11 protein-coding genes and 2 pseudogenes are annotated in these 12,184 nt (G+C 64.2%); 2 read left to right on the forward strand and 11 right to left on the reverse strand.

From position 1 onward, the window contains the following. Nucleotides 1-77: 77 nt before the first annotated feature. The 7 genes and pseudogenes from ACP69S_RS14400 to ACP69S_RS14430 all read right to left on the reverse strand — a co-directional run bounded on the left by ACP69S_RS14400 (nt 78) and on the right by ACP69S_RS14430 (nt 6,524). Nucleotides 78-386, reverse strand: coding sequence for a hypothetical protein (locus ACP69S_RS14400; protein WP_425998322.1), 309 nt, complete (start codon nt 384-386; stop codon nt 78-80). Between the two features lie 96 nt (nt 387-482). Beyond that, on the reverse strand, nt 483-863 hold the full coding sequence (locus ACP69S_RS14405) for a DUF2252 family protein (protein ID WP_425998324.1): 381 nt from the start codon (nt 861-863) through the stop codon (nt 483-485). A 641-nt stretch (nt 864-1,504) separates the two neighbouring features. Further along, nucleotides 1,505-2,707, reverse strand: a complete 1,203-nt coding sequence (locus ACP69S_RS14410; protein ID WP_425998326.1) for a sensor histidine kinase — start codon at nt 2,705-2,707, stop codon at nt 1,505-1,507. A 209-nt stretch (nt 2,708-2,916) separates the two neighbouring features. Continuing rightward, nucleotides 2,917-4,026, reverse strand: a pseudogene (locus ACP69S_RS14415) (esterase-like activity of phytase family protein). Further along, nucleotides 4,027-5,055, reverse strand: a complete 1,029-nt coding sequence (locus tag ACP69S_RS14420) for a LacI family DNA-binding transcriptional regulator (protein WP_425998328.1) — start codon at nt 5,053-5,055, stop codon at nt 4,027-4,029. Further along, nucleotides 4,989-6,242, reverse strand: a complete 1,254-nt coding sequence (locus ACP69S_RS14425; RefSeq protein ID WP_425998330.1) for a hypothetical protein — start codon at nt 6,240-6,242, stop codon at nt 4,989-4,991. Before ACP69S_RS14425 ends, ACP69S_RS14420 begins: the two co-directional genes overlap by 67 nt. 48 nt (nt 6,243-6,290) lie before the next feature. After that, entirely contained in the window at nt 6,291-6,524 is a 234-nt protein-coding gene (locus ACP69S_RS14430; RefSeq protein WP_425998331.1) for a hypothetical protein, read from the reverse strand. Between the two features lie 295 nt (nt 6,525-6,819). Between ACP69S_RS14430 and ACP69S_RS14435 the strand changes: the two genes are divergently transcribed. Both ACP69S_RS14435 and ACP69S_RS14440 read left to right on the forward strand, forming a co-directional pair. Beyond that, a complete protein-coding gene (locus ACP69S_RS14435) occupies nt 6,820-7,146 on the forward strand; it encodes a Na+ dependent nucleoside transporter N-terminal domain-containing protein (protein ID WP_425998333.1) in 327 nt (108 codons plus the stop codon). Nucleotides 7,147-7,154: 8 nt separating this feature from the next. Continuing rightward, nucleotides 7,155-7,847: a nucleoside transporter C-terminal domain-containing protein gene (locus tag ACP69S_RS14440; protein WP_425998335.1), complete on the forward strand. Its 693-nt coding sequence runs from the start codon at nt 7,155-7,157 to the stop codon at nt 7,845-7,847. A 109-nt stretch (nt 7,848-7,956) separates the two neighbouring features. On the opposite strand, the gene ACP69S_RS14445 is transcribed toward ACP69S_RS14440, so the two are convergent. The 4 genes and pseudogenes from ACP69S_RS14445 to ACP69S_RS14460 form a co-directional block, all read right to left on the reverse strand. Then, nucleotides 7,957-8,472 carry a PfkB family carbohydrate kinase gene (locus ACP69S_RS14445; RefSeq protein ID WP_425998337.1) on the reverse strand — a complete coding sequence of 172 codons (516 nt, stop codon included), beginning with the start codon at nt 8,470-8,472 and terminating at the stop codon, nt 7,957-7,959. A 297-nt stretch (nt 8,473-8,769) separates the two neighbouring features. Next, nucleotides 8,770-10,146 (reverse strand): sialate O-acetylesterase, encoded by a 1,377-nt coding sequence (locus ACP69S_RS14450; protein ID WP_425998339.1) that lies wholly within the window; start codon nt 10,144-10,146, stop codon nt 8,770-8,772. Between the two features lie 12 nt (nt 10,147-10,158). Then, nucleotides 10,159-10,611 carry a hypothetical protein gene (locus ACP69S_RS14455; RefSeq protein WP_425998341.1) on the reverse strand — a complete coding sequence of 151 codons (453 nt, stop codon included), beginning with the start codon at nt 10,609-10,611 and terminating at the stop codon, nt 10,159-10,161. 28 nt (nt 10,612-10,639) lie between these two features. Further along, a pseudogene (locus ACP69S_RS14460) lies at nt 10,640-11,936 on the reverse strand (aminotransferase class V-fold PLP-dependent enzyme); the annotation flags it as partial. Nucleotides 11,937-12,184: the final 248 nt, after the last annotated feature.

Below are 12,184 nucleotides of genomic sequence, written 5' to 3' on the forward strand. Positions count from 1 at the left end.
TTAGGGCCTTTTTCGATCCGATAGCCGTTTCACACTTATCGGAAAATGCTCTAGCTTCAGAACGCAGTTGACCGCCCTCAACTATCCCGGCGCAAAGCTCGCTGGGCCGGCTGCGCTACGCGGTTCTGCTGGAGGTCGACGTTCTCGCCCCGTGACTTCAGGCTGGTCACCAGTTGGCGAACCGGGGCGCTCAGGCAGATCGACTCGATCTTGTGGCGCTCGGTCCGGGTGATCGGCCAGAAGCGCTTGCCGATGGGGATCACCGGCGTGGCGGCGCTCAGGACGGCGCCGATCATCGGTGGATGGGGCGTCTCGCCCACGAAATCCTGGGCCAGCGCGTCCTCATAGCCCTCGATCATCGCCTCCGGCATCTGGGCGGTGATCACGCCGGGTAGGTCGGAGCCGCGTGCGGCAGAGGCTAGAGCCCTTTCCGACCTGATGGCTTCATCAGGGTCGGGCGAAAAGGGCTCTAAATCAGAAGTTTAGAGCATTTTTCGATCCGATAACCGTTTCACACTCATCGGAAAATGCTCTAGCGACAAACCCAGACGGATCAGGTCGTGCGCGGGGTTGCCGATCACCGTCTGGTCCAGGTCGCGAATCTGGATGTCGATCCAGCCCTTGGCATTGGCCAAGGGACCCAGATTGCCGCGATGGCAGTCGCCGCAGATCCATATCGGCGGCCCGCTAGGCAAGGCGCCCTGGCGCGCCACCAGCGACTGGTAGAACGTCACGGTGCTGCCGCGCACATAGGCGTGGGCCGACCGCGCCATCTTCAGGTTTCGGGTGCGGGTCAGAACCTGAGCCCGCGCGCTGTGCCGCGGCGCGCTGGCCAATTTGGCTGCGCGCGACGCGGCCTTCACCTAGCCCGCGCTTCCGGTCTTGCCCATCAACCGATCTCCACGGAAGGGCGAACGGGCCAGATTTCGCCCCCGACCTCATCCAACTCCAACGCCGGGCACGACGCCGCCATGCTCTCCGATTGGCCAACAGGGCCAGGGACGAATGGACGCCTTGCGTACTGCCAAGGTCAACGACGCTGCAGCGGACCCGTTCCATCGTGAGCGACGCGCCGTGGAAAGTGGCGTCGGCCGCAGGCAGCGCCTGGCCACGAAAGCGAACGTCCGGCAAATCCCGGCCGGCCCCAAGGGCGAGGCCCTGACCCTCCACCAGCCAGCGCCAAGGCTTCGGAAACGGCGCTGTCGGCATGGGCGGTTGATGTGTCGCGAGCAGCGGCCAGATCGTCGTTGCTACAGCCACCGTTGACGCGCAGACCGCCGCGCCCTGGTCGAGCGAGTGGTGTCTCTTTCCAACTAGAGCCAAGTTTCCGGGTAGTCCGGCGACCGTCGGGGGAGGCGGACACCGGGCCATTCAAACATTCGACGGGCGCAATCGATTCCGTCGCATCAAGACTCAACCCCGCCCGCCGGTGTAAATTCCGGACGATCTTCTCAGCTAATCAAAGTGTATAGATTGAAAGCTGTACTATTCGCGATTCAGGGCGTCAGATCGCCTGCGCGCGACGGGCCGGAATAGTAACGGTGAATACCGTCCCTACCTGATCGACGCTCTCGACCTCGATTTCGCCGCCCATCAAGGCAACAAGGTTTTGACAGATGGCGAGGCCAAGCCCCGAACCATCGTGACGACGAGTCGTCGATCCGTCGCCCTGAACGAAGGATTCGAATATCGCCTCCAGCTTGGCGGCAGGTATCCCAATCCCGGTGTCCTGCACCCGCATGATCAAGCATCCATCCAAATAGTCCAGACGCAGGTCGATCTCGCCCCGCTCTGTAAATTTGACAGCATTGGATAGAAGGGTCCGGAGGACTTGCCGGACCGCGTTCTCATCACCTGTCCACCGCCCCAGTGCAGCTTCAGAGACACTAACGTTCACGACAATATTCTTGCCGTCCAGGAGCTCTCCGCAATAGATTCTAGCGTAGTCGGAGACTGAAATGGCGTCCAGGACACCATCCTCAAGCTGCACGGCGCCCGACTCGAGGCGGGACAACTCCAGCAGGTCGGTAAGCAGCCCCAGAAGTACGCGCCCCGATCTCTGAATGACATCAAGGCTACGCCGCTGCCCGGTCGGAAGCTCCCCTAACGCCATCACCTCCGCCATCCCCAGGACGCCGTTCAACGGTGTGCGCATCTCGTGGCTCATCATGCTCAGGAAGACCGATTTTGCGCGGCTAGCTTTTGCTGCCAAGGCGCGAGCGCCGAGTAGGTGCCCGTTCAATGCCCTCAGGCGCCGTTCAGCCTTTTTGATCTCCTGGACAGAGTGAATGATGACGATGTATCGGGCCGGCCCGTCACCCACCATGCGCGTGAAACTTTGTTTGAACCAATCGTCCTCACCCCGCGTGGGGACGGGATAAGCGCACGAAAATTCGTTGCGGCGGCCCTCGACCACAGCCAGATAACCGCGCTCGATGAGCCGAGCGTAACGACGGGGAACTGTTCCGGTAATCTCGTGGAGGTGGCTGCCGATCGGGTAGTTTCGAGGCATGCCCTGCGCCTGCGCCCGCTCTTTCCAGGCGCGGTTCACGGCGATGAAACAATCGTTTTCGTCCAAAACCCCAATGCGTGCGGCCAGAGAGTCGATGACGTCGGTTGCGAAAGACGCCGGTTGGGCCAACGGGCCGACGTTCGAGAACGAATCTCGCGCGCTGGCCACTGCCAGAACATCTTGGGTAAAGGACATGGCACACCTCTGACGAGGCAAAAGCGCTACAGCGTCTTCCGCCTGCCGGCGACCTCGTGGCCTTGACCAGCACTGTTCGAGGTGTAGCAGCAGGTGCGCTTCGCGTATCAAGCGATCTGCGATGGCGATGCGATCTATGGACACGCTCTCTCGCAGCCTATCGGGCGACGGGCGACCTATTTGCTGAAGCTCCAATCGCCTCGAGATCCTCAATACAGACGCGCGACCGCAAAGACGAGAATGGCGCCCGAGCTTTGCGGATCGAAATTGTCGTCCGCCATCAGCACCAGGCTGCGCCGACCATCCTTCAGAAACGGACCCCGGGCCACGGCTTCCGGATTGCCGACATCGACGCCGGTCAGTCGATCGAAATTGATGGGTAGGCGCTTGCTCAGTGGGCGGACGGTGGCATGCGCGAGAGCCGTCAGGCCTTGGACGTCCCGGGCGCCGTCGACATCCACAAGATACAGTCTGCAATGATAGAAAAAGCGCCCGGGCGCCGTCTCTACGCCCGACCGTTCCAGGACCAGCATCCGCCGCTCGTCGACGGCCAGTACCTCGCTGATCCCGTTGTCGCTACGCCCGGTCGTCGCCCCTTGGACCGGGTCGGGCGGATAGGCGTATTGCGTCGCCACGCCACCTTGGCGATCCAGGCGAGTGATGCGGGCCAGGCCGGTCGCCGACAGCGTGCTGGCGGGGCCATCCTGGATCAGGGGCGCTTCCATCGAAAGCCAAAGAAAGCGGCCCTTGCCAGAGAAGCTCAACCCTTCGACCGTCTTGTTCCGCCGCGCGCCCGATGCGCCCGCAGGCTCAAAGCCAAGCCCTCGCGGCTGCGGAATGCGGCCCCGGGGCGCGCCTTGCCTGTCCGTCCAGCGCAAGGCTGGATCGAAGGCCCGATCGGGATCACCCTCGGTCGCCCAGACGATCTGGCCATCCAGGGGGTCGAGCCGTAACGTCTCTGAGTCGACCCGCTCGCCCTGGCCGGCGCTGGAGGACGGAAAGGCAGAGCCGTCCTAGCGCGCTTCAGCGTGGTGACGGCCTGAAGCCTTAGCTCTCCAACGCGTCGTGCGTCGTAGTCGAGGCGAGCTGTAGAACCGTGCCGGAGCCTTGTCGGACCGATCGTCTGAAATCATCAGCCAGACGTCGGTGGCGGGGTCGTAATCGATCCCCGAAATTCCGCCGAACGGCGCGCCGCCGATGCTCAAGCCCTTGGGAACCTCGACGACGCCGATCAGCCTGAAGGCGTTTTCAGCGGCAGCAGCTCCCGGCGCGCTGGCCAGCAGACCCAGCAGCAGGCCTAGGGCGTGGAGGCGACGCATTCAGTCCAAGCGCCGCACGGAGTCTCGCGCGACCAACTCGACATTGAACATCACACGGCGGCGGGGTTCGGCCTTGTTGGCCATGCGGCGCACCAGGGTCTCGACGGCGGCGGCGGCCATCTCCGCAACGGGCATGTCTATCGTGGTCAGGGCCGGCGTATGCAGTTCGGCCCATGGAATATCGTCAAAGCCGACCACCGAGACGTCGTCGGGCACCGACAAACCCATCGACCGGATATGACGCATGGCTCCGATTGCGATCAGGTCGGCCCCCGCGATCACCGCCGTTGCGGTGCGAGCCTCGAGCGCGGCGGTCACCGAGGGCTCAAGGTCCATCGTGAAGGCGTTATGCACGTGCCAGGTCAGGTTGGCGCGCTCGCGCACCACGGCGATCGCCGCCTCGGCGCGTTGACGGGCGCTGGACGCCGCGTGCGGACCCGAGATCACTCCGATGTTCACATGGCCGGCCTCGATCAGGTGCTCGGCCGCCAGCCGACCGCCCTCGGCGTAGTCGGCCTGGATCACGTCATAGCCCGGCAGGTTGCGGTCGAGGACCACGGTTGGCGTGGAGCCGATCAGTTTGCCCACCGTGTCGGTGTCGGCAACGGGGAACCAGACCACCCCGTCCACGCCATGATCGATCAGCAGGCTGACCGAGCGCTGCTCGGCCTCCGGCGAGCCTTCGGTGTCGGTCAGGAAGACACTGTAACCGTGGGCCCTGGCCGTCTGGATCACGCCTTGGGCCAGACTGGGGAAAAAGGGATTGGTCAGGTCGGGCAGGATCAAGCCGATGGCGCCGGTGCGACCCGTCTTCATCGCCTTGGCGCTCTGGTTAGGCCGGTAACCCAGCTGGGCGGCGACCTTGAGAATGTGCTCGCGGGTCGCCTCGCCCACCGATCCGGTGCCATTGATCGCATAGGAGGCGCTGGCCAGCGACACGCCAGCGGTCTTGGCCACTTCCTTCAGCGTCGCGCGCCGCCCGGCATCGTTGTGCGGCCTATCGCTTTGCGGCGGATCGTTCCTGGCCATGCGTCGGTCCCGTTTGCTGCAAAGCACGTGAAAGGTTTCACGTTCCGCGTCAAGAAAGCGAGGCGGACCTTGTGGCCCGCCCCTACGAAAGCCTCCGACAGGGGTAACGAGGGCCCTCGTGTCTCGCCGTCAGAAGCGGGCCCGCACCGAAACCGTGTAGGTGCGCGGCGCGCCGGCGAAATAGCGATCGAGGTTGCGCCCGTTCGGGTTGGCGGCGCTGTAGCGCCCGCCCGGAAGCTGTGGCCCGGAAACAGGTCGTCGGCCTTCATCTCGCTGGTCACGCCATAGCGCTCGCGGTCGCGGTCGCGGTCGCGGTCGCGGGGAGTGACGCGCATGTCAGCCGGGCCGCCGACCGCGTTGCTATTGCGCTGGGTCGTCAAGGTTGGTCGGACCGCGCTGCCATTGGCGTTGTAGCTGGTGACGACGCGCGGATCGCCGCCGGTCAAGATGCGCTGCCGGTCCTGATAGCGGAAGGATTGCCCCTCAAGGGTCTGGTAGTAGGGATTGATGCTCAGGGTGATCTTCTCGCTCAGCTTGAAGGAGCCGTTGACATAGGCCAGCCAGTCCTTGCGCGTGCCGCCCAGGGCCCCGCCGAAATCGATGTCGCGGGCCGGAATGCCCGTCAGCGCGTCCAGCGCCCGGTCGCTGCGCGGCGTGGCGTGGCGTGGCGTGGCGTGGCGTGGCGCGGCCAGGAACTCGCCCTTGGTGACGATGTTGAAGTCATTGTCGGTCTGGTCGTTGTAGGACACCCGCGCCTGGATCGTGGAGCCGTTGTCGAACGCCTTGACCGCCTTGAACTCGTAATGCTCGCGCCTGGAATGGCGGTTGTCGCGACCGGCCCAGACGTCGTTCTTCTGCGTGGAGTAGGTGAAATAGCTGGTCAGGCCCGGCAGGATCTCTCCGGTGTCGATCCGGCCGTACAGGCGGGTGAAGTTGAACGACCCGGCGCCACCCTCGACCATCATCCCGAAATCCTTGCGCGGCGCGTCGGTGACGAAGTCGATGAAGCCGCCCAAGGCGAAGTGCGATGGCGCGCCGATGTCGCCCGCGCTCTGCGAGACGGTGATCTTGCCGACATTGCTCGACTCGATGAAGCGCGCAGGCGGCGAGCCGCCATTGAAGCGCGAGTCGCCGGTCGGGATTCCGTCCAGGGTCAGGCCGGTCTGCTCGTCGCTGAGGCCGCGCATATAGATTTCGAACGAGAAGCTGCCGCCCCGCGCGTCGCCGGTCGAGACCTACACGCCAGGCACCTTGACCAAGGCCTGGGTAATTTCAGCGCCCGGAGGCCGCTGCTGGATATCCTCGACCCTTAGGGTGAAGGTGGCGCGGGTCAGGCCTGAACCGAAGCGCTTGGCGGTGACCACCAGTTCCTCGATCGTCTCGCTCTGCGCCGGAATGGCCGCCTCTTGGGCGATGGCTGGGCTGGGCTGGACGCCAGGATCGAACACAGCGCGCTCGAAACCAGCCAAGTAGACGTCTTCATGCTCAAGCCCCTTTAAGCGTTCTGTGATCGCGGATGTTCATCACATTTAATGAAACGTTTCATATCCGAGTTCAATGACATTTTCATTAAGGTGATCGCGCCGCACGATGTGCTGGATAGCCGAGCAATCGCCGTATTTCCTGCAACACCGAGGCAGGAAACCCCTTCCCCCACTTGATATTGCACGGGCGGTCGCCGATGAAACAGCCTGACGTTTTTTGCCTCTTTCTTTGAAACGTTTCACTCTACACGGCTAAGATATCGTCGCCGGACCCCTTGCCATGATCGCCAGTGAAATCGCCCGCGGCCTGATGGGCATCGTCGCCTTCATCGGGATTGGCTGGCTGCTCTCGGAGAACAGGCGCGCCTTTCCGGTCAAACCGGTTCTGGTCGGCCTGGCCTGTCAGATCGGCCTGGCTGTCTTGTTAACGCGAGTTCCGGCGATTACCGCCGCCTTCGGAGCCGCCACCCATGGGATGGACGCGCTTCAGGCCGCATCGCGCTCGGGCTCCAGCTTCATGTTCGGCTATCTGGGCGGCGGGCGGGCTCCGTTCGACATTGGCGATCCCAGCGCCACTTTCATCTTCGCCTTCCAGGGAAGATCCTGATCTGGATCGTGCGCGGCGCGGCCTGGGTATTTGGAAAGCTGTTCGGCGTCAGCGGCCCTGTCGGCGTCTCGACCTCGGCCTGCGTCTTTCTGGGGATGGTCGAGGCGCCGCTGCTGATCAAGCCGTTCCTGCCCAAGCTGTCGCGCAGCGAGATGTTCATCATCATGGTCGACGGCCTGTCGGTGATCGGCGGCTCAATGATGATCGTGTTGGGCGCGCTGATCTGGGCCAAGATGCCCAACGCCTTCAGTCACCTGCTGATCGTCTTCGTCGGCCTGATCGGCCTGATCAATATGGGCCTGGCCGTCGTGCCCCATGCGGGCGAGCCCATCACCCTGGGCTTTCTGCTCGGCAAGTTGCTGACGCCCATCGTCTGGCTGACCGGGACACCCCTTGGCGACCTGCAGACCGTCGGCTCGCTGCTGGGCACCAAGGTCGCCGCCAACGAGGTCGTCGCCTATAGCGACATGATGGCTCTGCCGGAAGGCGCGTTGCAGCCAAAGAGCCTGCTCATCCTGACCTACGCCCTGGGAAGCTTCGGCAATGTCGGCAGCGTCGCCATACTGATCGGCAGTCTGTCGGCCATGACGCAGGAAAAGGTCGGCGAGGTCGTCGAACTGGGGTTCAAGGCCCTGGCGGCGGCGTTCCTAACCACCTGCCTTACCGCGACGATCTTGGGCCTGTTGAGCGCCCTGCCCTAGAGCCCTTTCCGACCTGATGGCTTCATCAGGGTGGGCGAAAAGGGCTCTAAATCAGAAGTTTAGAGCATTTTTCGATCCGATAACCGTTTCACACTTATCGGAAAATGCTCTAGCCGGCGCGCAGGGCCAGAAGGGCGGCCGCGGCCTCAACGCCCGCCAGCGCCGCCGATCGCGTCGAGCCGCCGCCTGCCAACACGCCCAGGACGGCGCCAGCAAAGGTGTCACCCGCGCCGGTGGCGTCGCTGACGCGCATATGAGTCACTGCTTGCTCAAAGCATTCCGATCCGGTTTCGACGAGAACGCCATCGGCGCCGCGAGTCTCGAACAGGACCTGAGCGTTCGGGCGCGGCGAGGACCTTCGCCCTTCCAGCCAGGCCCGCTCGCCGCCATTGCCGAAAACGACGTCGGCTCGCCCCGCAAGTCGCGCCGCCAGACTGGCCGGAAAGCAAGCAGGGTCGTCCTTGCCGATCCAGGCCACACGAGCGCCGGGCGACACGGCGTCCAGCAACTTTTCAGCGATTTCCGGCGGCCCGGCGCTTGGGGCGTCCTGATCGACCCCGATCAAAAGGAGAAGGTACTTTTCCCCGACGCCGCGCGACCATCCGCCGGCGCCACTCCGGTGCATTTTCTCTACCCGCCGACCCGCCAGCTTTCGCCGCGTCTGCGCGTTGTTATCGACTGGATGGTCGAGCAGTTCCGGGAGCGCACGAAAGCGAGCGACGGGACGACCACATAGGCTCACTCCACGCTGGGCCAACGCTCATAGCCCCTCTACGATACGCAGAAGCTTGGCTGGTCCAGCCCCGTCCTTTGGCTAGGGTCGATATTCCCTGGACGACTGCGGATCCTCCTTGGTTTCGCGACGGGATACCGGCGCGAGAGCCCTGAGCGTTGCTCGTCGTGCAGAGCGCGGCACTCGCGCCTATACTCCGAATATCCAGCCCGGGCTGAGCGCGGACATCTGCACACCTTGCAGCACCATCTGGCCGCCGCCAACAATGTCGATCACCACGTCCGCACCAGATTGGCTGACGGAATAGACTGATCCCGGCAGCAGGTTGACGCGGTCGCCCTCCGATATGTTGAAGTCGGTAACCCGGTCCAGGCCGGCTTCGCCGAACGTGTGGAAAATATCCGCTCCCGACCCTCCTGACAGGGTGTCGTCGCCGCGATCGCCCGAGAGCCAATCGGCGCCGCTCCAGCCGAACAGAAGATCGTTTCCTTGTCCGCCGCGAACAAGGTCGGCGCCAGCCCCGCCGTCGCAAGTGTCGTTGCCCAGGTTGCCATAGACGATGTCGTCGCCGTCCTCGCCAAAAAGTTGGTCATCACCTTGGCCGCCGACCACCCAGTCGCCGCCCGCGTTCCCTGCAAGTCTGTCGGAGCCTTGGTTGCCGTGCATGTCATCGGAGCCGTCGCCGCCGGACATCACGTCATTGCCCTCGCCGCCGCGCATGAAGTCGTTACCGGCGCCGCCGCCCATGCTGTCATTGGCCGATCCGCCGATCAGGGCGTCGGCGAACGCCGTGCCGTTCAAGGTGAGCCCTCCGCTCGAAGGCGGGGGGTCAGACGGCGCGACCCCGCGCCAGGCTTCGAAGAGCCGAAAGAAATTGCCCCCGATCATGTCATAGCCGGAAGCCGAATAGTGGATGCCATCGCTCTGCAGCGGGAAGCCCAGGGTGTCGAAGCTGTCGGTGTTTGAATCGCGCTGATCGGTAGACAGCTGTGCAGTGCGCACCTGACCAGCATGGGGCGTCGTGGCGCCAATCTGGAACAGGCCGACCTTGCCGTTGGCGTCGCCCATCCACTCCAGGCGCACAGCCGTCAGAAAGGCAGGAAGGTTCGCGCCGTAGGCCCCGGCGGATTGGGCGTTGCCCGCGTCCTCCTCACCTTGGCCAAAGAACACGGCGGTCGGCCGCTGGCCGTTCAGGGCTGCACTGGCTTTGGAGATCGTCGCAGCAGTGCGGTCGAACAGTTCGTTCTGGCTCTCGGGAGACCAGTCGTAGTGCCACGCCGCCGGGTCGTTCGCCAAGCCGGTTCCGCCATCGGCCGTCTTGACGATCCGGAGCTCTTCAGTCGGGAACCTGGCGCGGAAATCGAGGGCGAACTGCACTTCAGGGCCCCAGGCCGCCGGCTGTCCGCCGTATCCGGTGTTCACACCCGGCTGCATCTGGGCCCATCCATTGGCGGCGGTGTCCCAGACGAAGGCGAGGCTGTCGGGCGTCCACGGCCGGGTGAGGGTCGAGCTGTTCATGAAAGCGCCGCCGGTATTCGACTGGCCGGCAAAGACTACAAAGGCCATTTCAGAGTGCTTTCAATATAGCCCAAAAGGAATTCGCAGTGTCGACAGATCATTGGGCCGGGTCGGGTGAAGACGATTGGCTTTGCAAAAGTGAAGCTTCACCACGAGATTGAGGTCCAGGCATCCGGCGTGCGGGTCTTGTCCGCAAACGCGCCAAATCAGCACCCTTCCCCCTCCCCACTGCTCTCCGCGCAACCGCGCGGCGAGGCCGATCTTGTTGACGCGACTCTTGCGCGCCGATCGCGTTCCCGCTGCTGATGAAGATTGCTGACCGTCGGGTAGCCCGGTCGTCGAATGGCTTGTTGGGCGGAAAAGTACCTCGGCCATCAACGCCTGCACGCCAGGGCATTGACGCAGCTCAAGGCCGCTCTTGCCGGGGGTCACTTCGGTCGTGACGATGTTGTAGCCATGCTCGACCGCAGAGCCGGCAATCGCGCGCCGCGGTTGGATCGCTGACCCTGCCACGCCGGGCCCCGGCGACGTTCGATCTCGCCTAGACGAGCAGCGCTTGCTCGACGCGCAGCGCGACGGCCAGAGCGTCGACATTGGCGCCAGTGCTGAAGAGCCCTGGCGTAACGCGAATCACCGGCCCCTTGGCGATACCTGTCCGCCAGACGGTGTGGATGCGATAGCGCTCGAAGAGCACGCGCTGCACACGCTTGGCGTCCTCCTCCGTCACCATGCCCTTCAGCCGGAAACTGGTGATGGCGCAATAGCGCGCCGGATCGTCTGGCACGCAGATCTCGACATTGGGGAGGTCGCGCACGGCGTTAACCCAGCGATCGCGCAAGCCCCGCATGTGCTTTTCTTTGGCCGCGGCGCCAACGGCGAAGTGGAAGTCGACAGCCGTCGGGATCGTCTGCACCGCCGGAAAATTTATCGTGCCTGCCGGGACTCGCGCGTTGATATCAGTGTCGGGCAGGGTGTTGCCGAAGGCGACGTCGACGTCGGCCAGGCGGCTATGGCGAATATAGAGCGCGCCCGTGCTGAGTGGCGCGGAGGTCCACTTATGGACCGACCAGCCGACAAAATCCGCGCCAAGATCATCCAGATGGAAGTGGAGCAAGGCGACGCCGTGGGCGGCGTCGACGATGGTGTCGACACCCCTGGCCCGCGCCATGGCCACGATCTCGCGAACGGGCGTGACCAGACCAGTCCGGTTCGAGACCTGGGTGACCAGCAACAGCTTGGCCTCCGGCGTGCGCTACAGCACCTCCTCATAGGTGGCGAGGATGTTGGCGGTCGTCGCCGGTTCGGGCATGGCGAATTTGACGACGCGAGCGCCCCGGTGCGTGCCCCGCCAGCCCATGGCCGCGATCATCACGTCGTAGTCGAGGTCGCAGTGGATCACCGCGTCGCCGGGCTTGAGCGGCTTGTAGTTGGTGATCAGCATCTGCAGGGCGTCGGCGCCGCTGCGGGTGACCGCGATCTCTTTTGGCGAGCAGCCCATCTGACGCGCGATCGCCGCCTGCGGCCTTGTAGGTCGCTGTCCAGCCGACACCTCCCGGCAGCACGTTGCGCGCCTAAATGGCGTTGGCGGTGTTCACCGCTGCAGTGTGCCGGGCGTATTCCTCGGCGACGACCCGAGGCATCATGCTCCATTAGCCGGCCTCAAGATTGTGGAAGCCGGGCTCGACATCGAAGTTGCGCGAAAGATTCTCCACGGCGATCGACCCCGGGCGCAGGTCGGTCGCGACCATCGACGCCGCCGCCGACACGCCGGCGGCAAGCGCCGCGCCTGCCGCCGCGACGGTTTGAAAAAGAGAGCGGCGGCTTGTCGTCAGGGCCATAGATATCGACCTGTAGAGCTGCACTATAACAGACACTGTTACGGGGGCGCGCCACTTGGCAAGGGCAATTCAGGGGTTCGAATAGTCGGGCGCTCACCGGCTCACTCTTTGGGCAGCAGAGCTTCTCCCGGGCCGGGGAACCCAAGCGTCGCTAAGGTTGTTGCCCTCGGCAAAGACCTCGACCTTGTCGAGGCGGCCGGTGCGGGTGACGCGCGCCGAGAAGCCGTACTTTTCATTCGTCAGCGCGG

The sequence above is a fragment of the Caulobacter sp. DWR1-3-2b1 genome, assembly GCF_049895765.1.
In the GTDB taxonomy this organism is placed as follows: domain Bacteria; phylum Pseudomonadota; class Alphaproteobacteria; order Caulobacterales; family Caulobacteraceae; genus Caulobacter.

Bases quoted from the DNA above. Each gene is read 5' to 3' on its own strand.
- ACP69S_RS14410 (WP_425998326.1), bottom strand. From the start codon at position 2,707: ATGTCCTTTACCCAAGATGTTCTGGCAGTGGCCAGCGCGCGAGATTCG.
- ACP69S_RS14420 (WP_425998328.1), bottom strand. From the start codon at position 5,055: ATGGCCAGGAACGATCCGCCGCAAAGCGATAGGCCGCACAACGATGCC.
- ACP69S_RS14425 (WP_425998330.1), bottom strand. From the start codon at position 6,242: ATGCGCGGCCTCAGCGACGAGCAGACCGGCCTGACCCTGGACGGAATC.
- ACP69S_RS14435 (WP_425998333.1), top strand. From the start codon at position 6,820: ATGATCGCCAGTGAAATCGCCCGCGGCCTGATGGGCATCGTCGCCTTC.
- ACP69S_RS14445 (WP_425998337.1), bottom strand. From the start codon at position 8,472: ATGCACCGGAGTGGCGCCGGCGGATGGTCGCGCGGCGTCGGGGAAAAG.
- ACP69S_RS14450 (WP_425998339.1), bottom strand. From the start codon at position 10,146: ATGGCCTTTGTAGTCTTTGCCGGCCAGTCGAATACCGGCGGCGCTTTC.